Below are 22,409 nucleotides of genomic sequence, written 5' to 3' on the forward strand. Positions count from 1 at the left end.
CACAGGGGCAACGCCAATAGACCACTAACAAAGCAAGGAAAGGCCAACACCACAAAGACCCCAGCCAAAAAACCGCCGAACAGGCAAAAAACCCCCGCCCACCCCAATTTCCCGCCAGTAAAACCCAACTACTTTGCCGTCGCTAACTGCACCGATCAGCAACCTTCCGCGGAAAACAGAAACCACCTGCATCGAACAGCCAACAACCCCAGCGCCGCAGGCAAAAACCGCCCATCCGCCCCTAGTGCACAGCACGAAATAAACCGCTAATCTCGACCCCGCAAGCCCGCCAAGGGCCGCGCGCAGCGCAGAAAAAGATGCGCAGCCCGCTCGAAAATGGCCCTAAAAAAGCCACGCCGCGCAGCGGCAAAATAGCACCCTGGAGTACCCTTTGGAAAAGTCAGCAACTCAGTCAACAGCCCCCGAAGACTGGATCGCCCGCAGCCTGCGCGCCGTCTGGCACCCCTGCACGCAGATGAAGCACCACGAGCGCCTGCCGCTCGTGCCCGTCGCGCGTGGTCAAGGCGCGTGGCTCTACGATCGCGCCGGCCATCGCTATCTGGATGCCATCAGCTCCTGGTGGGTCAACCTGTTCGGTCACGCCAACCCGCGCATCAACGCGGCGCTCAAAGATCAACTCGACACGCTCGAACACGCCATGCTCGCCGGCTGCACGCATGAACCGGCTATCGAACTCGCAGAGCGGCTCAGCGCGCTCACCGGCAATACGCTTGGCCACGCATTCTTCGCATCGGATGGCGCATCCGCCGTCGAAATCGCCTTGAAGATGAGCTTCCACTCATGGCGCAATCGCGGTTTCGCCGACAAGCAGGAATTCGTCTGCATCGCCAACAGCTATCACGGCGAAACCATCGGCGCACTCGGTGTCACCGATGTCGCGCTGTTCAAGGACGCCTACGACCCGTTGATCCGCCACGCGCATGTCGTGGCATCGCCCGATGCTCGTCTCGCGCAAGCTGGCGAAAGCGCCGCCGATGTCGCGCGCCGCGCACTCGATCACGTTCGCGCACTGTTCGAAGCACGCGCCACGAAAATCGCCGCGCTGATCGTCGAGCCGCTCGTGCAATGCGCGGCCGGCATGGCCATGCACGACGCGTCGTATATCGCCGGATTGCGCGCCTTGTGCGATCAATACGGCGTGCATCTGATCGCCGATGAAATCGCCGTCGGCTGCGGACGCACCGGCACCTTCTTCGCCTGCGAACAGGCCGGCATCTGGCCGGACTTCATCTGTCTGTCGAAAGGTATCAGCGGCGGGTATCTGCCGCTTTCGATCGTGCTGTCGCGCGACGAAATTTTCGAAGCCTTCTATCACGACGACACCGCGCGCGGCTTCCTGCACTCGCATTCGTACACCGGCAATCCGCTCGCCTGCCGCGCGGCGCTCGCTACGCTCGATCTGTTCGAGAGCGACAACGTTCTCGCCGCCAACACGCAGAAGTCCGCAAAACTGAAAGACGCGCTCGCGCCGCTCGCCGATCACGAGCAAGTCCGCAATCTGCGTCAGCGCGGCACGATCTTCGCGTTCGATGCCGTGATCGACGATGCTCAGCAAGCCAGAACATTCTCGCGCCGCTTCTTCGAAAACGCGTTGCAGCGCGAACTGCTGCTGCGCCCAATCGGAACCACGGTGTATCTGATGCCCCCTTATATCCTCGACGACGAAGAACTCGCGCTGCTCGCTTCACGCACGCGCGAAACCTTCGAAGCCACGCTGGCGGAGACCCGCTAATGCATCTGCTCGACACGCTCGCCGAAGGGCTGAAGGAGATCGACGCGCGCGGCCTGCGGCGTCGCCGCCGCACCGCCGACACGCCGTGCGCGGCCCACATGACCGTCGACGGCCGCGCGATCATCGGCTTCGCCAGCAACGACTATCTCGGGCTCGCCGCGCATCCGCAACTAATCGCGGCCATCGCCGAAGGCGCAGAGCGCTACGGCGCGGGCAGCGGCGGCTCGCATCTGCTCGGCGGCCACTCGCGCGCGCATGCGCAACTCGAAGACGATCTCGCGGAATTCGTCGGCGGCTTCGTCGACAATGCGCGCGCGCTCTACTTCAGCACCGGCTACATGGCAAATCTCGCCACGCTTACCGCGCTCGCGGGCCGTGGCACGACGCTCTTCTCCGACTCGCTGAATCACGCGTCGCTGATCGACGGCGCGCGTTTGTCCCGCGCCGACGTGCAGATCTACCCGCACTGCGATACCGAAGCGCTGAGCGCGATGCTCGAAGCCTCGGACGCCGATGTGAAAGTGGTCGTCTCCGACACCGTCTTCAGCATGGACGGCGACATAGCACCGCTAGCACGCCTGCTCGAACTCGCGGAAAAACACGGCGCGTGGCTGATCGTCGACGACGCGCACGGTTTCGGCGTGCTTGGCCCGCAAGGCCGTGGCGCGATTGCGCAAGCGGCGCTGCGTTCGCCGAACCTCATTTCGATCGGCACGCTCGGCAAAGCGGCCGGCGTTTCCGGCGCATTCGTCGCGGCGCATGAGACGGTGATCGAATGGCTCGTGCAGCGCGCACGTCCGTACATTTTCACTACGGCGTCGGTGCCGGCCGCCGCGCACGCGGTGTCGGCGAGCCTGCGCATCATCGGTGGCGAAGAAGGCGACGCGCGGCGCGCGCATCTTCAGCAGTTGATCGAGCGCACGCGCGCCATGCTCAAGGCAACGCCGTGGATACCGGTCGATTCGCATACGGCCGTGCAACCGCTCATCATCGGCGCGAACGATGCCACGCTGGATATCGCGGCCACCCTCGAACGTGCGGGTCTATGGGTGCCGGCCATCCGTCCGCCGACCGTGCCCGCCGGCACATCGCGCTTGCGCATTTCGCTGTCGGCCGCGCACTCGCAGGCGGACCTCGATCGGCTCGAAGCCGGCTTGCAGCAATTGGGAGCGAAAGCGGCATGAGTAGCGCGAATCAAAACGCACTGTCGTTGTTCGTCACCGGCACCGATACGGAAATCGGCAAGACGTTCGTCTCGGCTGCACTATTGCGCGGCTTCGTTCGCGAAGGGCTGCAAGCCGCCGCGATGAAGCCGATCGCCGCCGGCGCGTTCGAAGTGGACGGCGTGCTGCATAACGAGGACGCGGATCAACTCGACGCCGCGTCGAACGTCCTGCTGCCGCCCGAGATGCGCACGCCGTATCTGTTGAAGGAACCGGCGGCGCCGCATATCGCGGCCGCGCTGGAAAACGTCGCGCTGGATCTGAACCGTATCGTCGACTGTCACGCGCAAGCGCTCAAGCGCGCGGAGATCGTCGTGGTGGAAGGCGTCGGCGGATTTCGCGTGCCGTTGACCGCCACTCAGGACACCGCCGATCTCGCCGTTGCCCTGAAACTGCCGGTCGTGCTGGTGGTCGGCATGCGGCTCGGTTGCATCAGCCATGCGCTGCTCACCGCCGAAGCGATCGCCGCGCGCGGGCTCACGCTCGCCGGCTGGGTCGCCAACCGCATCGATCCGGACATGACGTTTCCCGACGAAAACATCGCGTCGATCCGCACGCATCTCGCCCGCGAATATGACGCGCCGCTGCTCGGCATCGTGCCGCATCTGAGCCCCGCTTCGCCCGAGTTCGCGGCGGAGCAGCTCGACATCAACCGCCTTTTGCAGACGCTGCGCCACGCGCAGCGCTGAACCCCCATCACATCCATCCATGAGGATCGACGACATGACGCAACTGAACATCGCTCCGGCGTCCGCCGATACGGCCGCCGCCAATAACAACGCCGCAGCCGGCACGAAGCAGGTCGCGCGCTGGCGCGTGGCGGACATCGTGGCGTTGTACGAACTGCCGTTCAACGACCTGATGTTCCAGGCGCAGCAAACCCATCGCGAACATTTCGACGCGAACACCGTGCAACTGTCGACGCTGCTGTCGATCAAGACCGGCGGCTGCGAAGAAGATTGCGCGTACTGTCCGCAGTCGGTGCATCACGACACGGGCCTGCAAGCCGACAAGCTGATGCCGGTCGACGAAGTGCTCGCCGCCGCGAAGGTCGCCAAGGAAAACGGCGCGACGCGTTTCTGCATGGGCGCCGCATGGCGTAATCCGAAAGACCGTCACCTCGAACCGATCAAGGACATGATCCGCGGCGTGAAGGCGATGGGTCTCGAAACCTGCGTGACGCTCGGCATGCTCGAAACGCATCAGGCGCAAGGGCTGCGCGAAGCGGGCCTCGACTACTACAACCACAATCTCGATACGTCGCCGGAGTTCTACGGCCAGATCATTTCGACGCGCACGTATCAGGATCGCCTCGACACGCTCGAACGCGTGCGCGATGCCGGCATCAACGTGTGCTGCGGCGGGATTGTCGGACTGGGCGAGTCGCGCCGTGAGCGCGCCGGCCTGATCGCGCAACTGGCGAACATGGAGCCGTATCCGGAATCGGTGCCCATCAACAATCTGGTGCAGGTGGAAGGCACGCCGCTGACCGGCACGGAAGCGATCGACCCGTTCGAATTCGTGCGCACGATTGCGATTGCGCGCATCACCATGCCGCGCGCCATGGTGCGTCTGTCGGCGGGCCGCGAGCAGATGAACGAAGCGTTGCAGGCCATGTGCTTCCTCGCCGGTGCGAACTCGATTTTCTACGGCGATCAGTTGCTGACCACGAGCAATCCGCAGGCGGAAGCCGACCGCAAGCTGCTCGAACGACTCGGCATTCGCGCCGAGGCCGCGCAACAAATGCCGCTCGATCAAAGCGGCTGCGAGCATGGCTGCGATAAACATGCTGCGCCGAACTGAGCGCATGCGCCGCGTGCAATAAAACACGCGCGATAAAAAAGGCTGCCTCGTTTTGTACGAGACAGCCTTTTTACTTAAGAAGCCGAAGTTTTATTTCTTGTCGACGATGATCTGATCAAACGTCCCACCATCGGAAAAATGCGTCTGCTGCGCTTTCTGCCAGCTGCCGAACATTTCTTCGACCGTGAACGTCTTGATCGGCTTGAACTCCGCGGCATGCTTCGCGAGCACCGTCTTGTCTCGCGGACGCAGATGATGCTGCGCGATGATTTCCTGCGCGGCCGGCGACCACAGATAGTCGAGGTAGGCCTGCGCCTCCTTGCGCGTGCCGCGCTTGTCGACCACCTTGTCGACGATCGAAACCGGCGGCGCCGCCAGCAGACTCACCGACGGATAGACGGCCTCGAAGTTGCCCCCGCCCACGCCCGTGTCCATCAGCGCCACTTCGTTTTCGAACGTGACCAGCACGTCGCCGATACCGCGCTGCGTGAACGTGGTGGTCGCGCCGCGGCCGCCCGTGTCGAGCACCGGCACGTTCTTGAAGATCGCTTTTTCGAAGTCGAGCGCCTGCGCGTCGGTGCCGCCGTGTTGCTTGCGATAACCCCACGCGGCCAGATACGTATAGCGCCCGTTACCCGATGTCTTCGGATTGGCGATCACGACCTGCACGCCGGGCTTGGCGAGATCGTCCCAGTCCTTGATGTGCTTCGGGTTGCCCTTGCGTACGAGGAACACCATCGTCGTGGTGTACGGTGCGCTGCCGTCGGGCAGACGCGCGCGCCAGTTGGCCGGTACCAGTTGGCCTTTTTCGGCGAGCAGGTCGATGTCGTTGGGCTGATTCATCGTCACCACATCGGCCTGCAGGCCTTGCAGCACCGACAGCGCCTGCGCGCTCGACGCGCCGTGCGACTGGCGAATCGACACGGTCTCGCCGCTCTTCTCCTTGTACGCGGCAATGAAGCCGGCGTTGATGTCCTTATACAACTCACGCGTCACGTCGTACGACACATTGAGCAGCGACGCATCCGCGTGCGCCGTCGACACACCCGCCAGCGCGAGCGTGATTGCCGTCATGCCGGCTGCCAGCCAGCGCGATGTCCCCGTCTTGCCTGCCATCCTGTCCCCGCCTATCGTTGATGAAAACCAGTGGCCGCATGAACGCGCGGCATGAAGCGGGATTCTAACGGATCGCTTACTTGGCCAGCGGGCCGTCCACGCGCCCGGTGATGCGCGAACGCAGGCCCGGCCACTCAAACGAACGCGTGCTGCGCGGTGTCGAACGACTCCTCGCGAAAACGCAACGGCGCCGCGCAATGCACCAGCGTGTCGACGAAATACTTCGCGCGCGGCCACGGACCAAATCCGGCCGCGGTGTTGATATGTCCCGCGTCACCGAGATTGACGAACGCACTGCCGAAACGCTGCGCCAGATCGCGTGATCCGGCGAGCGACATCCACGGATCGGTTTCGCTGCCGATCAGAATGGATGGCACGCCGAGACGCCGCGCGTCGAACGGTCCCGCGAAAGCGAACTTCTGCGGACTCGCGGGCGCGACGAACAGCACGCCGATCACGTCGTTCGCGTACGACGCCTGCTGCAACGCATGCGCGGTCGCGAGGCAGCCGAAGCTATGCGCGGCCAGCACGAACGGCCCGCGCTCGCGCGCCAGCAGATCGCGCAACGATCTGGACCACCGCGCGAGGTCCGGCGCGTCCCAGTCGGCTTGCTCGACGCGCAGCGAGCGCGCGAACTGCCGCTCCAGCCATGTCTGCCAGTGCGCGCCCTCGCTGCCGTGCAGGCCGGGAACGGTGACGAGCCGCGGTGGCCATGTCGATTTGGTGCATGAAAGCATGTGGGTGCCTCGCTGCGGAATTCCGGATAGTGATTGTCTCGCCGGGGCCCGCGTGGGCGAACCAAGTTTTTGTGCTTTGGTTATGGGGCAAATGCGCGGGCAAATAGACCGCTAGACGCTCATAAGCGCCGCCAGATAGCGGTCTCCCGACGCAAAGCTCACCACCAAAACCGCACGCCCGTGCGCAAACGCGCGCAATCCGCGTCGAAAAAGTAGAATGAAGCCTATCCATAAAAGGAGGAGGCCTCATGCCGCACGCGTCGTCCGCAGCATCGCATCTGCCGCATCGGCCATGTCGTGGCTTCTCCGTCACTCGACTCGACCGCGCAGGCGCCTTCCGGACCGTATGAAAATCCTCTTCTACATGCCGCATGCCGACGCCGCCGCGTGGCTGCACGACTTCGCCCGCGCGCTGCCGGAGGCCGATCTGCGTGAATGGCAGCCGGGCGATACCGCGCCCGCCGATTTCGCGGTGGTGTGGCGCCCGCCGCGCGAGATGCTGGCCGGCCGCGACGATCTGCGCGCCATCTTCAACCTCGGCGCGGGTGTCGACGCGATCCTCGCGCTGGAACACGAACAGCCCGGCACGTTGCCGCGCAACGCGCAGTTGATCCGCCTCGAAGACACCGGCATGGCGCTGCAAATGGCCGAGTACGTCACGCATGCGGTGCTGCGCTATCTGCGTCGCTTCGACGAATATCAAACGCGGCAAAACGAGCGCCGCTGGGAAGTGCTGGAGCCGCATCCGCGCGAAAGTTTTACCGTCGGCGTGTTGGGACTCGGCGTGCTCGGCGCGCATGTCGCACAGGCGGTGTCGGCATTCGGCATGCCGGTGCGCGGTTACAGCCGCAGCCCGCGGCAGATCGACGGCATCGCAACGTTCGCCGGTGAAGCGCAATTCGACGCGTTTCTCGACGGTGTAAAAGTGCTGGTGAATCTACTGCCGCATACGCCTGAAACCGGTGACGTGCTGAACGCGCGCACCTTCGCGAGGCTTGCGCGCGGCGCGTATCTGATCAATGTGGCGCGCGGCGGACATCTGGTCGAACCGGACCTGCTCGACGCGCTCGCGAGCGGCCAGATCGCCGCCGCCACGCTCGACGTGTTTCGCGAAGAACCGCTACCGGCGGATCATCTGTTCTGGCAGGAGCCGCGCATCACGATTACGCCGCATGTCTCGGCTTTGACGTTGCGCGAAGAAAGCGTCGCTCAGGTCGCGAGGAAGATCACCGCGCTGGTAGGCGGCGCTACCGTCAGCGGCGTGGTGGATATCGAACGTGGATATTGAACATATCGGGTCCCGTTGAAGGAGCGCCGCCCTATCTGGCGGCGACCGGTTGCATGGGACCGCATAGGAGACACATCATGGCACTGCCCCAGCAAGTGAAAATCGTCGAAGTCGGTCCGCGTGACGGACTGCAGAACGAAAAAGAGTTCGTCCCCACCGCGACCAAGATCGAGTTGGTCAACCGTCTGTCAGCGGCGGGCTTCCGTAACGTCGAGGCCGCTTCGTTCGTGTCGCCGAAATGGGTGCCGCAAATGGCGGACGGCGCGGAACTGATGGCCGGCATCGAACGGCGCCCCGGCACGATCTACTCGGTGCTGACGCCCAACCTGCGCGGCTTCGAAGGCGCGCTCGCCGCGCGTGCGGACGAGATCGTGATTTTCGGCGCCGCCAGCGAAGCGTTCTCGCAGAAAAACATTAACTGCAGCATCGCGGAAAGCATCGACCGGTTTGCGCCCGTCGCGCAGGCGGCCAAGCAGCACGGCCTGCGGATTCGCGGCAGCGTGTCGTGCGCGCTGGGTTGTCCGTATCAGGGCGAAGTGCCGGTGGCGTCGGTGGTGGATGTCGTCGAGCGCTTCGCGGCGCTCGGTTGCGACGAAATCGATATCGCCGACACGATCGGCGTCGGCACGCCCAGGCGCACGCGTGAAGTGTTCGAAGCGGTCACCCAGGTGTTTCCGCGCGAGCGTCTGTCGGGCCACTTCCACGACACCTATGGTCAGGCGCTCGCCAACATCTACGCGGCGTTGCTGGAAGGCATCGAGATCTATCACGCGTCGGTGGCGGGCCTCGGCGGTTGTCCGTATGCGAAGGGCGCGACCGGCAACGTCGCGACCGAAGACGTGCTGTATCTGATGAATGGGCTCGGCATCGAAACCGGCATCGACCTCGCGCAAGTCGTGTCGATCGGCGATTTCATCTCCACGTCGATCGGCCGGCCTAATGTTTCGCGCGCCGGTAAAGCGCTGCTCGCCAAGGCGCGCAGCGAAGCGGCCAACTGCGTCTGACGCTTGCTCGACGCATGCGCTCAATACTCATGCAAACCATCAGGACCTGAAACGATGACGGACCACGCTTCTCTCGAATCCGACGATCTCACCGCGCTGCCCGACTCGGCACGCCGCGTCGCGCTGCTGTTGCGCGAACGCGGTCACGCGGGCCGCATCGTGATGCTGCCGGAAACCGGCAAGACATCCGCCGAAGCCGCCGCCGGACTCGGCTGCTCGGTCGCGCAGATTGCCAAATCGATCCTGTTTCGCCGCCGTGAAGACGATGCGCCCGTGTTGGTGGTCGCGAGCGGCGCAAATCGCGTCGACGAAAAAAAGGTCGCCGCGCAGGTCGGCGAAATCGGCCGCGCGGATGCGAAGTTCGTCCGCGAAAAAACCGGCTATGCGATTGGCGGCGTCTGTCCGATCGGCCACGCCACCGAACCGGTCACGCTGATCGACGCGGATCTGCTCGAACTCGACAGCCTGTGGGCCGCGGCGGGCCATCCGCATGCGGTGTTCAATCTGACGGCGCAGGAACTGATCGCGCTGACGGGCGCGCCGGTGATCGACGTGGCGCTACGCGAGACGGCGTGACGACATGACAGCAGGCCTCGATAACGAAGACGACCACGCCGTGCCGTCGCCTTGCATCAGCGTGTGCAGGATGGATGCATCGACCGGCTGGTGCGAAGGATGCCTGCGCACCATCGACGAAATCGCCGGCTGGTCGTCGTTCGACGACGACGCGAAGCGTGCGGTCTGGGACGCGATCGAGGCGCGCCACGTGGAGTTCATGGCGAGCCTGCCGAAGGAGCAGCGATGAACGCCGCGCCGCGCATCGTCACGATCGGCGAGACGTTCAGTTCGACGCTGGCGCTATCGGCGGAATCGGTGAAATCGTTTGCATCGCTCGTCAACGACCATAATCCGTTGCATCACGACGAAGCGTATGCGGCGCAGAGCCGCTTCGGCGGCCTGATTGCGTCCGGTACACAACCAACCGCGCATTTCATGGCGCTGCTGGCGACGCATTACTCGGCCTACGCGCAACCGCTTGGTCTCGAGTTCGATATCAAGCTGAAGAAAGCCGTCCATGCGAACGACACGCTCACCATCAACTGGCGGGTAAAGCACGCTTACTGGAAACCGAGCCTGAACGGCGATCTGACGCACCTCGAAGGCACGGTCGTAAATCAGCGCGGCGAGCTCATGTTGATCGGTTCGTCGACCATTCTCGTCATGCCGAAACCCGAAGCCGCCGCTCATGCGAGCGCGACGCCCCACTCAACATGATCACGCTGCCGGAATCGATGCGCGTCTTCGAACGCGGCTGGCTATCGTCGAACAACGTGCTATTGGTGGACGACGCATGCGCCGCTCTCATCGATACCGGCTATGCGACGCACGCGCCGCAAACGGTCGCGCTGGTGCGGCAGGCGCTAGGCACGCGGCCGCTCGATCTGATCGTCAACACGCATCTGCACTCGGACCACTGCGGCGGCAATGCGCTCCTGCAAGCGACGTGGCCATGCCGCACCGTGATTCCCGCCTCGGAAGCCGATGCCGTGCTCGACTGGGACGAGGCACGCCTCACGTTTCGCGCCACCGGCCAGAACTGCGAGCGCTTCGGCTTCACTGGAACGATTGCACCCGGCGCACAGTTGCGGCTCGGCGCGCTCGACTGGGACGTGCTCGGCGCGCCCGGCCACGATCCGCATTCGCTGATGCTCTACTGCGCGGGCGAGCGCATCCTGATCAGCGCGGATGCGTTGTGGGAAAACGGCTTCGGCGTGATCTTTCCCGAACTGGAGGGCGAGAGCGGATTCGCCGAGGAGCAGGCCGTACTGGAAGCCATTGCGAAGCTCGACGTGCGCCTCGTCATTCCCGGTCATGGCGCCTCCTTCACGAATGTCGAACAGGCGCTTGAACGCGCTTTTTCGCGGTTGGCGTGGCTGCGTGCCGATCCCGCGCGCAACGCAAAGAACGCGTTGAAGGTGCTGATCGTGTTCAAGCTGCTCGAAGTCCGCGCAATGCGCTTCGACACGTTGCTGCACATGCTCGACGACGCCGCCGTGATGCGCGCCGCCGCGTCGATACTCAAGCCGCGCGGCGAGTGGCCCGCGCTGGTGAAAGAGATCGTGGAGGAGCTGGCGGCGAGAAATGGGCCGCTGGAAGTGGATGGTGAGCGCATTGTCGCGCGTGCGTCGTGACGTGACGTGAAGTGGAGCGCGCCGCCGCCGACAGGCAGCGCGAGATGCTCGAACCGTCGGTACAAAAAGAAAGCCGCTCAACCATGACTGGCGAGCGGCGGAAATTCTGTCGGACGTGATCAGCGTCAAGTCGCATGATACGCGTGCCGGTTTTTTGGCCGCATCAGTGATTTCCCTACAGAAGTTTGACGCGCGCTTTTAAAGCGGCATACACGCCACACTACAAAACCTCGTAGTCGTGCAGCTTTCGAAACATTAGTCCGCTCATACGAACAATCCCGGCGCCCAGTTACTCTGGAATCCATAGCATTGCGGCACGCCGCAATGACACAGTGCGTGTCAGGTCGACGACAGGCGCTTGTGCGGCACGATCCGCCAGCCGAGATTGACGCCGGCGGCAGCCAACAGAATCAGCAGCGCGCCGAGAACCTGAATCCACGCCAGCGTTTGCCCGAACGCAACCCGATCGACGATGATCGCCACCACCGGATAGATAAACGAAAGCGCGCCGGTCATTGAAGTCGGCAGCTTCTGGATCGCTCCATACAGCAGCACGTACATGAGCCCGGTATTGACGATGCCGAGCACGACCAGTTCGAGCCACTGCACAGCGTTTGTGGGCAGCGCGTCGAAGCGCACGAACGGCGCGAGCATCAGCACGCCGAGCGACACCTGGATCAACGCGATCAGATGCGGCGGCGTCCCTTTGAGCCGCTTCGTGATGATCGACGACACGGCATACATGGCCGCCGCGCCCACCGCATACGCAACGCCGACCAGATATTGCCCCGGCACCGCCAACACCGCCGGCTCGACCCTCACGACGAACACGAGGCCGATAAACGCAACCAGCAGCCAGACCACGGTCGACGGGCTGATGCGCTCGCGAAACACCAGAGCGCCGAGCGCCACCAGCATGAACGGCTGCGTGTTATAGACAGCCGTGGCCATCGAGATCGACGCGCGCGAATACGCGGCGAACAGCAACACCCAGTTGATGACGATCGCCGCCCCGCCGAGCAACGCGAGGCCGAGCATCTTCCACGAGAAGAGCTGGCGCCGGAACAAACCCAGCACCGCGCAGACGAGCGCCAGCGTCGCACCGCCGAAAATGCAGCGGAAAAACACGACATTGAACGGGCCTTGCTGCGACGACACCACGAGCCAGCCGATGGTGCCGGACATCAGCATGGCCATGGTCATTTCCGCGGCTCCGCGGCGAATTTCGTTTGACGCCATGATTCAATCCTCGAATTGATTCCTGCACGACCAGCAGTGTAATTAATCCGATCGTCTGAATACATGGCTAAACTTAAGCGCAACTGCGATGAAACCTAATAATCGAAGGCCGTCATGACCAAACGCCTTACTCCTTCGGCACCTGCCCCACTCGATGAGACGGACCGCGCACTACTCGCCGCGCTGGCGGAAGACGCCCGTCAGCCGGTCAGCGAGCTGGCGCGTCTGGTCGGACTGTCGGCGCCGAGTACGGCGGAGCGCGTGCGCAGGCTCGAAGCGCAAGGCGTGATCGAGCGCTTTACGGTGCACATCGATCCGCGCGCCCTCGGCTACACGTTGCAGGCCATCGTCCGCGTGAAGCCGCTGCCCGGTCAGTTGCATCTGGTGGAAGAAGTGATCCGGCGGATTCCGGAGTTCGTCGAGTGCGACAAGGTGACGGGCGACGATTGTTTCATCTGCCGCCTGTACCTCCACTCGATCGAGCAGCTCGACGAGATTCTGACGAAAGTCGCCGAGCGCGCGGAGACCAGTTCCGCCATCGTCAAGTCGACGCCGGTCGCGCGCCGCTTGCCGCCGCTCGGCTAGACGAAGCGCGGGTGCGCGTGCGCGGCACACCGGAGAGAACGAAGCGGCTGACCTACTGTTCGACCGCTTCGAAGAAAGACAGCATCTCCGCGACCAGTTCGCTCGACGCTTCCTCGGGGACGTAATGCCCGCAAGGCAACGCGCGGCCACTCACGTCGCGCGCCACAACGCGCCATTCCGCCAGCGCGTCAAAGCACTTCTCGATCACGCCCTTGTCGCCCCATAGCACGCGCAGCGGACAGCCGATCTTGTGACCTCGTTCGATATCGGCCCGGTCGTGCTCCAGGTCGATGCTCGCCGACGCGCGGTAGTCCTCGCACATCGCGTGCACGGCGCCGGGTTCGGCGAGCGCCGACCGATAGGCGTCGAGCGCGTCGGGCTCGAACGGCGCCAGACCCGCGTGACGGCTGCCCATCACCGCGTCGACATAGGCCGTCGGGTTCGCGCCGATCAGCGTCTCGGGCAGCGGCTCCGGCTGGATCAGGAAGAACCAGTGGAAATAGTGCGTCGCAAAGGCGCGGTCGGTGGCTTCGTACATCGCGAGCGTCGGCGCGATATCGAGCAGCATCAGACGCTCGACGGCGTCGCTGTGGTCGAGCGCCATGCGGTGCGCGACGCGCGCGCCGCGATCGTGGGCGCACACGAGAAAACGTTCGAAGCCGAAATGACGCATCACGGCAACCTGATCGGCGGCCATTGCGCGCTTGGAATACGGCGTGTGCGCGGCGTCGCTCGGCGGCTTGCCCGATGCGCCGTAGCCGCGCAGGTCGGTTGCGATGACGGTGAAATGTTCGGCCAGTTGCGCGGCGCACTTTTGCCAGATCAGATGCGACTGCGGATGACCGTGCAGCAGCAGAAGAGGCGGCCCCGCTCCGCCCTTCACTCCGAAAATATCGACATCGCCCACGGCGACGCGAAAAGGCGTGAAATTCTCGAAGGCCATGGCGTCTCTCTCTCTTTTGTGATTTGGAGTCACTGCATTGTAGAAGCCCAATATGACCGCGCGAGGTGGGACAGCCCACGCAAGCATAGAACCTGAACACTCCTTCCAACTGTTCCAAACGCAGCGACCGGACGCGAGCGCAGCGCTTCGCCTATAATCGAACGATCGTTCTTAAATATTCGGGTGGCTGCGGCAGATAAAAGCGCCGCAAGCCATGTGCCGCTAAACTCATTCATCGCCGGGCGCGCAACGACGCACCGGTCCGCTCAAATCAGGAGACTCGCACTATGGCATTGCCCGCCGTTCTGCAAAAACTTGCGCTGCCCGTCGTCGCCTCGCCGATGTTCATCGTCAGCTATCCCGAACTCGTCCTGGCGCAATGCAAGGCGGGCATCGTCGGCTCGTTCCCCGCGCTGAATGCCCGTCCGGCTGAGTTGCTCGACGAATGGCTCACGCAGATCCAGACGCAGCTCGCCGAGCACAAGGCGGCCAACCCCGATGCGATCATCGGGCCGATCGCGGTCAACCAGATCGTCCATCAGTCGAATACGCGGCTCGAACACGACGTGCGCGTGTGCGTCGAACACAAGGTGCCGATCTTCATCACGAGCCTGCGGGCGCCGGCGCGGGAAATCGTCGACGCCGTGCATAGCTACGGCGGCATCGTGCTGCACGACGTGATCAATCTGCGGCATGCGCAGAAGGCGCTGGAAGCGGGCGTCGACGGACTGATCCTGGTGGCCTCCGGCGCGGGCGGCCATGCGGGTACGACCTCGCCGTTCGCGCTGGTCGGCGAAGTGCGGCGCATGTTCGACGGCCCGATCGTGCTGTCGGGCTCGATCGCCAACGGCGGCTCGATTCTCGCCGCGCAGGCCATGGGCGCGGACCTCGCCTACATGGGCACGCGCTTCATCGCGACCAAGGAAGCTCACGCGGTGGACAGCTACAAGCAGGCGATCGTCAATTCCACGGCGTCGGACATCATCTACACGAACCTCTTTACCGGCGTGCACGGCAACTACATCCGCGAAAGTATCGTGAACGCGGGGCTGGACCCGGACGCGCTGCCGGAATCGGACAAGACCAAGATGAACTTCGGCAGCGACAAGGCGAAGGCGTGGAAAGACATCTGGGGCGCGGGCCAGGGCGTCGGTCTGATGGACGACGTGCCGAGCGTGAGCGAACTGGTGCAGCGTCTCACGAAGGAATATAACGATGCGAAGGCGCGGCTGGGGATTGCGCGCTGAGCGTCCCATTGGAGCGCCTCGGTTGAGGCGCCGGATCTGAGGAGATTTCGCTGCGGCCGCGCGTCAGGCCCGCGCCTCAGGCCCGACCGTCGGGCCGAGCCGCAGCGATCGCCGCGCAGCAAGACTCACATGTTGCGGCGATACTGCCCGCCCACTTCAAACAACGCGTGCGTGATCTGCCCAAGCGAGCAGACACGCACGACGTCCATCAGCACCGCGAACACGTTTTCATCGTCGATCACCGCGCGCTTGAGGCGTTCGAGCGCGGCGGGCGCCGCGTCGCGATGCTGCGCCTGGAATGCATGCAGACGGTGCAACTGGCTCTGTTTTTCGTCGTCGGTGGAGCGGGCTAGCGCGATCGGCTGCGGCGCTTCGTGTGGATGCGGGCTCAAGAACGTGTTCACGCCGACGATCGGATACGAACCGTCATGCTTGCGATGTTCGTACAGCATCGACTCGTCCTGGATGCGTCCACGCTGATAGCCCGTTTCCATCGCGCCCAGCACGCCGCCGCGCTCGGTCAACCGGTCGAATTCGGCCAGCACCGCCTCTTCCACCAGGTCGGTCAGCTCCTCGATCACGAAGCTGCCCTGATTCGGATTCTGATTCTTCGCGAGCCCCCATTCACGGTTGATGATCAACTGGATCGCCACCGCGCGGCGCACCGACTCTTCCGTGGGCGTGGTGATCGCTTCGTCGAAGGCATTCGTGTGCAGCGAGTTGCAGTTGTCGTAAATCGCGATCAGCGCTTGCAGCGTGGTGCGGATATCGTTGAAGTCGATCTCCTGCGCGTGCAGGCTGCGACCCGACGTCTGCACGTGATATTTGAGCTTCTGGCTGCGTTCGTTCGCGCCGTAGCGCTCACGCATGGCAACGGCCCAGATGCGTCGCGCGACGCGGCCCAGCACCGTGTATTCCGGGTCCATGCCGTTCGAAAAGAAAAACGACAGATTCGGCGCGAAGTCGTCGATCGACATGCCGCGGGCAAGATAGGCCTCGACATAGGTGAAGCCGTTCGCGAGGGTGTACGCGAGCTGCGAAATCGGGTTCGCGCCGGCTTCGGCGATGTGATAGCCGGAAATCGACACCGAATAGAAATTGCGCACGCCGTGCTCGACGAAGTACGCCTGAATATCGCCCATCACCTTGAGGCTGAATTCGGTCGAGAAGATGCAGGTGTTCTGGCCTTGGTCTTCCTTCAGGATGTCGGCCTGCACGGTGCCGCGCACGTTTTCCAGCGCCGCGCGGCGCGTCGCGGCGAGTTCGTCGTCCGTGAGCGGGCGGCCTTGTTGTTGCGTCATGCGCGCGATCTGCTGATCGATCGCGACGTTGAAGAACATCGCGAGAATGGTCGGCGCCGGGCCGTTGATCGTCATGGAAACCGAGGTTTCCGGCGCGCACAGGTCGAAGCCGTCGTAGAGCGTCTTCATATCGTCGAGCGTCGCCACCGAAACGCCCGAATTGCCCACCTTGCCGTAGATGTCGGGGCGCTCGTGCGGCTCTTCTCCGTAGAGCGTGACCGAATCGAACGCGGTGGACAGACGCTTGGCCGGCATGCCTTCCGAGAGCAGTTTGAAGCGACGATTGGTGCGTTGCGGATCGCCTTCGCCGGCGAACATCCGCGTCGGATCTTCGTTTTCGCGGCGGAACGGGAACACGCCGGCGGTGAAGGGAAAGTAACCAGGCAGATTGTCGAGCATCAGCCAGCGCAGAATCTCGCCGTGGTCGACGAATTTCGGCAGCGAGACTTTGCGCACTTCCGAGCCGGACAGCGTCGTGACGGTAAGCGCGGTGCGGATTTCGCGGTCGCGAATGCGGACGATGTGTTCGGTGCCCGAATAGGCGGCGACGGTTTGCGGCCAGCTGTCGAGGAGGATGCGCTCGCGTTCGCCGAGTGCCGCGGTGCGTTGGGTGATGAGGGTGTCGAGTTGGGAGAGATTCTGGTTGCCGGTGGCAGCGGGTGTGGTCGTTTCTGGGCTTGCGGTTGAGGTTGAGTTCGCAGGCGCGTTTGTGCCTGAAACGGCGTTTGTGCTTGGATCATTGGTTGCACTTGCGGCTGAACCTGAGCCCGCAACTGCAACTCCACGTGCAGCCGCCCCCGCCTCCCCGAGCATCCGGCGCGCCTCGATAAGTTGCCAGCGCTCGCGCGCCACGCGTGCTTGCGCGTCGGCGCGCTCGCGATAAGCGTGAACCGTCTGCGCAATATCCGCCAGATAACGCACACGCGTCGGCGGCACGATGGCGTTGCGGCCGCTCGAAAACCGCAGGCCTTTGGGCGCTGCCAGACGGCCGCCGCCCACACGCAAGCCGTGCTTGCGCAGCGCTTCGGCGACGTGCAGGTACAGCGCGGTCACGCCGTCATCGTTAAAGCGCGAGGCGATCGTGCCGAACACCGGCATCGCTTCAGGCGACTTCGTGAACTCGCCGCGATTGCGCTGCACCTGCTTGGCGACGTCACGCAACGCGTCCGGTGCGCCTTTGCGATCGAACTTGTTGATCGCGACGAAGCCGGCAAAATCGAGCATGTCGATCTTCTCCAACTGGCTGGCCGCGCCGAACTCCGGCGTCATCACATACAGCGATTCGTCGACGAACGGCACGATCGCCGCGTCGCCCTGCCCGATGCCGGACGTTTCGACGACGATCAGATCGAAGCCCGCCGCCTTGCACAGCATCAGCGCGTCGGGCAATGCGGCGGAGATTTCGCTCGACGCTTCGCGCGTCGCCATCGATCGCATGTACACGCGCGCGCCGCCACCCCAGTCGCCGATAGCGTTCATGCGGATGCGGTCGCCCAGCAGCGCGCCGCCGGACTTGCGGCGCGACGGGTCGATGGCGAGCACGGCGATGTTGAGCGCGTCGCCGTAGTCGAGGCGAAAGCGGCGGATCAGTTCATCGGTGAGCGACGACTTGCCGGCGCCGCCTGTCCCGGTAATGCCGAGGACGGGAATCGCGGTTGCTTTGGCCACGGCGGACAGTTTTTCGCGCGAGGAGGCGTCGATGGCGGCCGTTTCGAATGCGCTGATGAGTTGCGCGAGCCGGCGGAAAGCGAGGGATGTTGGGTTGGGGGTGGTGGTGTCGGCCGTGTTGGCCCTGCCCGCTTGAATCGCCTTGCTGGCTGAATCGCGCGCGGCGGCCGCGTGATCCTCTGCGGCAGCATCGTCATGCGAATCAGAACGCGGCAGCCCATGCTCCGAAAGCTCGGCCACCCACGCGCCAACCGGACTCACCCCACTGGCCGCCGCCGCGCGCGCCCCTTCAGCGCAGCGCGCGATCATATCGTCGATCATGCCTTGCAGGCCAAGCCGCTGGCCGTCCTGCGGCGAATAGATCTTCTCGACGCCGTAACGCTCGAGTTCGGCGATTTCTTCCGGGACGATCACCCCACCGCCGCCGCCGAATACCTTGATGCGCTCGCCGCCGCGTGCGCGCAGCAGATCGACCAGATAGCGGAAGTACTCGTTGTGACCGCCCTGGTAGCTCGACACGGCGACGCCGTCGGCGTCCTCGTGCAGCGCGGCGGTGGCGACTTCATCGACGGAGCGGTTATGGCCGAGGTGAATCACCTCGACACCGCTCGCCTGAAGAATGCGCCGCATGATGTTGATCGACGCATCGTGGCCATCGAACAACGCAGCCGCCGTGACAAAGCGCAATCGCCGGCCCGCGGGCAGCTTGTGGCTGCCGGTGCGCTGCGGCGTGGACAGATCGGTCATGTCTCCCCCAGATCGTTACGCGTATGGGTGCTGCACCCAGTATAGCGAAACGGGTCGCGGCGCTTGACCGGCCCACGCGCCTAGCGCACCGCCAGCGCCTTGATCTGTTCGAGCGACGGCCACAGCGACTCGTTCGCGAACCGTTCGGCGAGGAAGTCGACAAACGAGCGCACCTTCGCCGACAGATGCCGCCGGCTCGCGTAGACCACATGAATAGGCAACTCGCGCGGCGGGACATCGTCCACCAACAGAGGCACCAGACGCCCCGCAGCCAGATCGTCGCCGATCACTTCGGTGCCGAGCATCGCGATGCCCGCGCCCTGCAGCACGATCACGCGTTGCGCTTCCAGATGGTTGACGATGAGGTTGCCCGTCAGGCGCACGCGCGTCGAAGCGTCACCGGCGGCAGGCGCGATTTCGAGCGCCGACACGCCCGCGTATTGCAGATAGTTGTGCCGCGCCAGATCGGCGACGGTCTTCGGCGTGCCGTGCCGCTTCAGATAGGCAGGCGACGCGCACAGCACGAGATGCGCGGTCGCGATCTGCCGCGCGATCAACGAAGACGACTTGAGCCCGCTCGGCGAAGCCCGGATCGCGACATCGAAACCTTCGTCGATCAATTCGACCACCCGGTCGGACAGCGTCATATCGACGGTGACCTGTGGATACTGCGCGGCATAATCGGCCACCGCGGCCATCACATGGCTCAAGCCGAACGCCGACAGCGACGATACCCGCAAGCGCCCCTGCGGCACGACGCTCGCCGCGCCGACCACCTGTTCGGCCTCCTCGAGTTCGGTGAGCACCTGGCTCAGACGCTCGTAATATTCGCGGCCCGCCTCGGTCGGCGCGACCCGCCGCGTGGTGCGGTTGAGCAGCCGCGCGCCGAGTTGCTGTTCGAGATGCATCACGTGCTTGCTCGCCATGGCCGCCGACATCTCCATCCGTTCGGCCGCGCCGACAAAGCTGCCGACTTCGACCACATGGCGGAACACTTTCATGCTGACGAGGGTATCCATCTCAATCACTCACTTCAGGAATCAATCGACGCCATTTTGCCGGGTTTATCAAAAAATGGTCGGCAAAACGGCGTCGTGAGCCATGAAAAACGGAGCCCAAAGCAAAAAACCCGCCTTCCGAAGAAGGCGGGCTTGGGAGATCGAGCTCGATGCAGCCGCTGCCGCGCGACACCAGCAAGGAGGCGTCGCGCAGCCGGCCCGGAGCGCTTAGAACTTCGCGCGCAGGCCGACGCCGTAGGTGTTGCCGCTCGACTGGCTGGTGATGTGATCGTACATATATGCCGCATAGATATCCGTGCGCTTGGACAGCGGATAGTCGTAGCCGATCGCAGCCGTTTGACGGGTCTGGTCGAAGCCGCCGCCGTCGCGCGAGTAGGCGTACGACGCCATCACCGTGCCCGGGCCGAACGGGACCGAAGCGCCGCCCTGCGCCGTGTTCACGTGCCAGCTCGTGACCTGCTGGTCGTTGTACGTATACATGTACTGGCCGAAGAACTTCACGAACTTCAGGTCGTACGACAGGCCGAGTTGCGCGACGCTCTGGCTCTTCAGGCCGGGAACGCCCGAGGTGCTGAAGCTGCCGAGGTCGCTCGGCACGTTGTTGAAGTTCACGTACTGGTAGACCGCCGTTGCCGCGAACGGGCCGTGGAAGTACAGCACCTGGCCGCTCCACTTCTTCGCGCCGTTCTCGGTCGTGTTGCCGAGCGCGTACATGGCCGTCGCCGACAGGCCGTTGAAGTTCGGCGACGAATACTGCACCGCGTTGCTCCAGCCGGAGTCACCCGTCACGCCCTGGTCTGTCGAGTACGTCGGGAAGGTGCCCAGGCCGAGGTACGTGTGATAGACCATCGGCGAGAACACGTACGAGTCGATGAACGGGTTGAACAGAATCGTCGACACGAACAGCGGCGTCGTCAGACGGCCCGCGGTCACCGTGCCGTAGGGCGATTCGATACCGACGTACGCGTTACGCGAGAACATCGTGTCGCCCGTGAAGCGGCCATACTGGCCGTTCTGCGCAAGGAAGAAGCCTTCCAGCGCGAAGATCGCCTTGTAGCCGTTGCCCAGATCTTCCGCCCCCTTCAGGCCCCAGTACGAGGTCGACATGCCGCCACCCGAGACTTGCACCGAAGTCTTGCCGCCCGGAAATTTCTGCGCGCCGACCCATTCGTCGACCTGACCGTAGAGCTGGACGCTCGATTGCGCAAAAGCAGACGATGCACTGGCCAGCAGAGCGGCACACGCGGTTGCCTTGAGGGTGGTCTTCAGCGCACTGCTGATGCTTGATTTCATGGGTTCTCCTGTCTTTGTCAAAAGGGGTGTGGCTGTGCGAAAGGGGAGGCTCGCGCGAATCATTGTTGTTGTCCGTTCGATCATCGAGCCAATCTGGGCGGGACCATCTTTGCGGACCATTTTTATGAACAAAAATATCGTTGGTTATTGCGGGTATATCGGACTGATTAGTTTTATCGTTTATCGGCCTGATAAAGCCCTGGTCGATAGCGCGTTCGCGGTGCTGCCGCAGACTTCGTAGCGGCGCGCAAAACGTTACCGACACTAGGCCCGACCGCGTGATAACGCCTCAGATGACATGCAGATGACGCGCCGCCGCATAAACGACCAAATTTGACGACGAGAGGGGGTGTGCTGCCGAGTGTTTTCAAAAAAGTGTGGCGTCGAAACGTCACATAGCGGGCAGACTTGGGGCGCGGGGCAGCGGCAGGTCGCTGCGCAGCGGTTGGGAAGGCGGGAGGTGGTTAAGCCGGAAGGTGATTCAGCCGAAAGCTGGTTCAGCCGAGAGACGGTTCAGTCGAGAGGTTTCAGCCGAAAGAGGTTCGGCGGAGAACTACTTCAGCCGGCGCCGCGGACAAAGACGACCGCGCGTGGCCTAGTTACGGTACGGCGAACCTTCTGGCTGGCGTGGGTCGTCCGCCTGGCGCGGCATGGCGCGCGAAGAACCGCGCTCCTCGTTATAGCGGGCAACGTCGGCCCGAATCGAGCCGGCGCGAACCGGCGCATTGACCGGCGGCCGAGGCACGCCGCGCGACTCGGCGCTCACCGGCGTGATGGCACCGGCGTATTGCATGCCGCCGCGGCCGTCGCCGGCGTAACCCGCTGGTCCGGCCACCCGGCGCATGGCCGGCCTGTAGACGCCAAACCCGTCGCCGTAATTTCCGCCCGCGAAACTCGCTCCACCATGCGCCAGATGCGCGTTGCGGTCAGCGTTGGTATTGCGGGCCGGCGCCGCAGCGACGCCACTGAAGCGCCCACCGTTATGCGTGTCGCCGCGTACGCCATGATTGGCAGAGGCATGCGAATAGCCGCCACCGCCGCCGAAATGCGGCATGCCTGGCGCTTTCGCATAGGCGAACGAGCACAGCGCAGCGATAACCGCGCCCCACGCCCATTGCCTCGTTCTCGACAACCCGTCCACCCAGTGACTCTCATGCCCGAAGACTTGCCTGAAGCCCACCGTTCGAGCTGCGACGGACTTGTTTTGGGACTGGCACGGGCGCTGCGACAGACATCGCGGCGCGGGACATC

At 63.9% G+C, this 22,409-nt stretch carries 20 protein-coding genes; 12 read left to right on the top strand and 8 right to left on the bottom strand.

Translation table 11 applies throughout. The annotated features are described in order from the left end of the window. The first annotated feature begins 391 nt into the window (after positions 1 to 391). From bioA to bioB, 4 genes are read left to right on the top strand one after another with little or no spacing between them, the layout of a single operon-like run. Positions 392 to 1,753 carry an adenosylmethionine--8-amino-7-oxononanoate transaminase gene (gene bioA / locus AC57B1_RS02775; protein WP_496416487.1) on the top strand — a complete coding sequence of 454 codons (1,362 nt, stop codon included), beginning with the start codon at positions 392 to 394 and terminating at the stop codon, positions 1,751 to 1,753. Then, on the top strand, positions 1,753 to 2,937 hold the full coding sequence (gene bioF, locus AC57B1_RS02780) for an 8-amino-7-oxononanoate synthase (RefSeq protein ID WP_496416488.1): 1,185 nt from the start codon (positions 1,753 to 1,755) through the stop codon (positions 2,935 to 2,937). Before bioA ends, bioF begins: the two co-directional genes overlap by 1 nt. Beyond that, a complete protein-coding gene (bioD, locus tag AC57B1_RS02785; RefSeq protein ID WP_496416489.1) occupies positions 2,934 to 3,665 on the top strand; it encodes a dethiobiotin synthase in 732 nt (243 codons plus the stop codon). Before bioF ends, bioD begins: the two co-directional genes overlap by 4 nt. Positions 3,666 to 3,699: 34 nt before the next feature. Next, complete coding sequence (gene bioB, locus AC57B1_RS02790; RefSeq protein ID WP_408298488.1) at positions 3,700 to 4,779, top strand: biotin synthase BioB; 1,080 nt, start codon at positions 3,700 to 3,702, stop codon at positions 4,777 to 4,779. Between the two features lie 90 nt (positions 4,780 to 4,869). On the opposite strand, the gene AC57B1_RS02795 is transcribed toward bioB, so the two are convergent. Both AC57B1_RS02795 and AC57B1_RS02800 read right to left on the bottom strand, forming a co-directional pair. Beyond that, positions 4,870 to 5,895 (bottom strand): sulfate ABC transporter substrate-binding protein, encoded by a 1,026-nt coding sequence (locus AC57B1_RS02795; RefSeq protein ID WP_091796966.1) that lies wholly within the window; start codon positions 5,893 to 5,895, stop codon positions 4,870 to 4,872. 134 nt (positions 5,896 to 6,029) lie between these two features. After that, positions 6,030 to 6,632, bottom strand: coding sequence for an RBBP9/YdeN family alpha/beta hydrolase (locus AC57B1_RS02800; protein ID WP_496416490.1), 603 nt, complete (start codon positions 6,630 to 6,632; stop codon positions 6,030 to 6,032). Positions 6,633 to 6,978: 346 nt separating this feature from the next. Here AC57B1_RS02800 and AC57B1_RS02805 point away from each other — a divergent pair, with 346 nt between their 5' ends. The 6 genes from AC57B1_RS02805 to AC57B1_RS02830 all read left to right on the top strand — a co-directional run bounded on the left by AC57B1_RS02805 (position 6,979) and on the right by AC57B1_RS02830 (position 11,116). Next, the gene (locus AC57B1_RS02805) at positions 6,979 to 7,920 is read left to right on the top strand and encodes a 2-hydroxyacid dehydrogenase (protein WP_496416491.1); all 942 of its coding nucleotides are present in this window, start codon (positions 6,979 to 6,981) and stop codon (positions 7,918 to 7,920) included. A 77-nt stretch (positions 7,921 to 7,997) separates the two neighbouring features. Further along, on the top strand, positions 7,998 to 8,924 hold the full coding sequence (locus AC57B1_RS02810) for a hydroxymethylglutaryl-CoA lyase (RefSeq protein ID WP_496416492.1): 927 nt from the start codon (positions 7,998 to 8,000) through the stop codon (positions 8,922 to 8,924). 54 nt (positions 8,925 to 8,978) lie between these two features. Continuing rightward, the gene (locus AC57B1_RS02815) at positions 8,979 to 9,500 is read left to right on the top strand and encodes a YbaK/EbsC family protein (protein ID WP_091796974.1); all 522 of its coding nucleotides are present in this window, start codon (positions 8,979 to 8,981) and stop codon (positions 9,498 to 9,500) included. Positions 9,501 to 9,504: 4 nt separating this feature from the next. Then, positions 9,505 to 9,729: a DUF1289 domain-containing protein gene (locus tag AC57B1_RS02820; protein ID WP_408184463.1), complete on the top strand. Its 225-nt coding sequence runs from the start codon at positions 9,505 to 9,507 to the stop codon at positions 9,727 to 9,729. Continuing rightward, a complete protein-coding gene (locus AC57B1_RS02825) occupies positions 9,726 to 10,199 on the top strand; it encodes a MaoC family dehydratase (RefSeq protein WP_496416493.1) in 474 nt (157 codons plus the stop codon). The genes AC57B1_RS02820 and AC57B1_RS02825 overlap by 4 nt, the downstream gene beginning before the upstream one ends. Continuing rightward, positions 10,196 to 11,116: an MBL fold metallo-hydrolase gene (locus AC57B1_RS02830; protein WP_496416494.1), complete on the top strand. Its 921-nt coding sequence runs from the start codon at positions 10,196 to 10,198 to the stop codon at positions 11,114 to 11,116. The genes AC57B1_RS02825 and AC57B1_RS02830 overlap by 4 nt, the downstream gene beginning before the upstream one ends. A gap of 339 nt (positions 11,117 to 11,455) precedes the next feature. Here the strand turns inward: AC57B1_RS02830 and AC57B1_RS02835 are convergent, their stop codons facing one another. Then, entirely contained in the window at positions 11,456 to 12,355 is a 900-nt protein-coding gene (locus AC57B1_RS02835) for a DMT family transporter (RefSeq protein WP_496416495.1), read from the bottom strand. A gap of 114 nt (positions 12,356 to 12,469) precedes the next feature. Between AC57B1_RS02835 and AC57B1_RS02840 the strand changes: the two genes are divergently transcribed. After that, a complete protein-coding gene (locus AC57B1_RS02840; RefSeq protein ID WP_408479402.1) occupies positions 12,470 to 12,940 on the top strand; it encodes an Lrp/AsnC family transcriptional regulator in 471 nt (156 codons plus the stop codon). 52 nt (positions 12,941 to 12,992) lie between these two features. Here AC57B1_RS02840 and AC57B1_RS02845 read toward each other — a convergent pair whose 3' ends face one another. After that, positions 12,993 to 13,883, bottom strand: a complete 891-nt coding sequence (locus AC57B1_RS02845; RefSeq protein ID WP_496416496.1) for an alpha/beta fold hydrolase — start codon at positions 13,881 to 13,883, stop codon at positions 12,993 to 12,995. A gap of 287 nt (positions 13,884 to 14,170) precedes the next feature. On the opposite strand from AC57B1_RS02845, the gene AC57B1_RS02850 reads away from it, so the two are divergent. Beyond that, positions 14,171 to 15,130 carry an NAD(P)H-dependent flavin oxidoreductase gene (locus AC57B1_RS02850; RefSeq protein ID WP_091796985.1) on the top strand — a complete coding sequence of 320 codons (960 nt, stop codon included), beginning with the start codon at positions 14,171 to 14,173 and terminating at the stop codon, positions 15,128 to 15,130. Between the two features lie 125 nt (positions 15,131 to 15,255). On the opposite strand, the gene AC57B1_RS02855 is transcribed toward AC57B1_RS02850, so the two are convergent. From AC57B1_RS02855 to AC57B1_RS02870, 4 genes are all read right to left on the bottom strand, one after another. Next, a complete protein-coding gene (locus AC57B1_RS02855) occupies positions 15,256 to 18,846 on the bottom strand; it encodes a methylmalonyl-CoA mutase family protein (protein WP_496416497.1) in 3,591 nt (1,196 codons plus the stop codon). An 80-nt stretch (positions 18,847 to 18,926) separates the two neighbouring features. Then, positions 18,927 to 19,865 carry a LysR family transcriptional regulator gene (locus tag AC57B1_RS02860; protein ID WP_091796989.1) on the bottom strand — a complete coding sequence of 313 codons (939 nt, stop codon included), beginning with the start codon at positions 19,863 to 19,865 and terminating at the stop codon, positions 18,927 to 18,929. A 207-nt stretch (positions 19,866 to 20,072) separates the two neighbouring features. Next, complete coding sequence (locus tag AC57B1_RS02865) at positions 20,073 to 21,158, bottom strand: porin (protein WP_496416498.1); 1,086 nt, start codon at positions 21,156 to 21,158, stop codon at positions 20,073 to 20,075. A gap of 595 nt (positions 21,159 to 21,753) precedes the next feature. Beyond that, entirely contained in the window at positions 21,754 to 22,299 is a 546-nt protein-coding gene (locus AC57B1_RS02870; protein ID WP_496416499.1) for a hypothetical protein, read from the bottom strand. Between the last annotated feature and the right edge of the window lie 110 nt (positions 22,300 to 22,409).

The organism is Paraburkholderia sp. BGA-UO-ETr-F21 (assembly GCF_059567925.1).

Excerpts from the sequence above, each read along its gene's own strand:
- bioF (WP_496416488.1), top strand. The coding sequence starts at position 1,753 with ATGCATCTGCTCGACACGCTCGCCGAAGGGCTGAAGGAGATCGACGCG.
- bioD (WP_496416489.1), top strand. The coding sequence starts at position 2,934 with ATGAGTAGCGCGAATCAAAACGCACTGTCGTTGTTCGTCACCGGCACC.
- bioB (WP_408298488.1), top strand. The coding sequence starts at position 3,700 with ATGACGCAACTGAACATCGCTCCGGCGTCCGCCGATACGGCCGCCGCC.
- AC57B1_RS02795 (WP_091796966.1), bottom strand. The coding sequence starts at position 5,895 with ATGGCAGGCAAGACGGGGACATCGCGCTGGCTGGCAGCCGGCATGACG.
- AC57B1_RS02800 (WP_496416490.1), bottom strand. The coding sequence starts at position 6,632 with ATGCTTTCATGCACCAAATCGACATGGCCACCGCGGCTCGTCACCGTT.
- AC57B1_RS02805 (WP_496416491.1), top strand. The coding sequence starts at position 6,979 with ATGAAAATCCTCTTCTACATGCCGCATGCCGACGCCGCCGCGTGGCTG.
- AC57B1_RS02810 (WP_496416492.1), top strand. The coding sequence starts at position 7,998 with ATGGCACTGCCCCAGCAAGTGAAAATCGTCGAAGTCGGTCCGCGTGAC.
- AC57B1_RS02815 (WP_091796974.1), top strand. The coding sequence starts at position 8,979 with ATGACGGACCACGCTTCTCTCGAATCCGACGATCTCACCGCGCTGCCC.
- AC57B1_RS02820 (WP_408184463.1), top strand. The coding sequence starts at position 9,505 with ATGACAGCAGGCCTCGATAACGAAGACGACCACGCCGTGCCGTCGCCT.
- AC57B1_RS02825 (WP_496416493.1), top strand. The coding sequence starts at position 9,726 with ATGAACGCCGCGCCGCGCATCGTCACGATCGGCGAGACGTTCAGTTCG.
- AC57B1_RS02830 (WP_496416494.1), top strand. The coding sequence starts at position 10,196 with ATGATCACGCTGCCGGAATCGATGCGCGTCTTCGAACGCGGCTGGCTA.
- AC57B1_RS02835 (WP_496416495.1), bottom strand. The coding sequence starts at position 12,355 with ATGGCGTCAAACGAAATTCGCCGCGGAGCCGCGGAAATGACCATGGCC.
- AC57B1_RS02840 (WP_408479402.1), top strand. The coding sequence starts at position 12,470 with ATGACCAAACGCCTTACTCCTTCGGCACCTGCCCCACTCGATGAGACG.
- AC57B1_RS02845 (WP_496416496.1), bottom strand. The coding sequence starts at position 13,883 with ATGGCCTTCGAGAATTTCACGCCTTTTCGCGTCGCCGTGGGCGATGTC.
- AC57B1_RS02850 (WP_091796985.1), top strand. The coding sequence starts at position 14,171 with ATGGCATTGCCCGCCGTTCTGCAAAAACTTGCGCTGCCCGTCGTCGCC.
- AC57B1_RS02855 (WP_496416497.1), bottom strand. The coding sequence starts at position 18,846 with ATGACCGATCTGTCCACGCCGCAGCGCACCGGCAGCCACAAGCTGCCC.
- AC57B1_RS02860 (WP_091796989.1), bottom strand. The coding sequence starts at position 19,865 with ATGGATACCCTCGTCAGCATGAAAGTGTTCCGCCATGTGGTCGAAGTC.
- AC57B1_RS02865 (WP_496416498.1), bottom strand. The coding sequence starts at position 21,158 with ATGAAATCAAGCATCAGCAGTGCGCTGAAGACCACCCTCAAGGCAACC.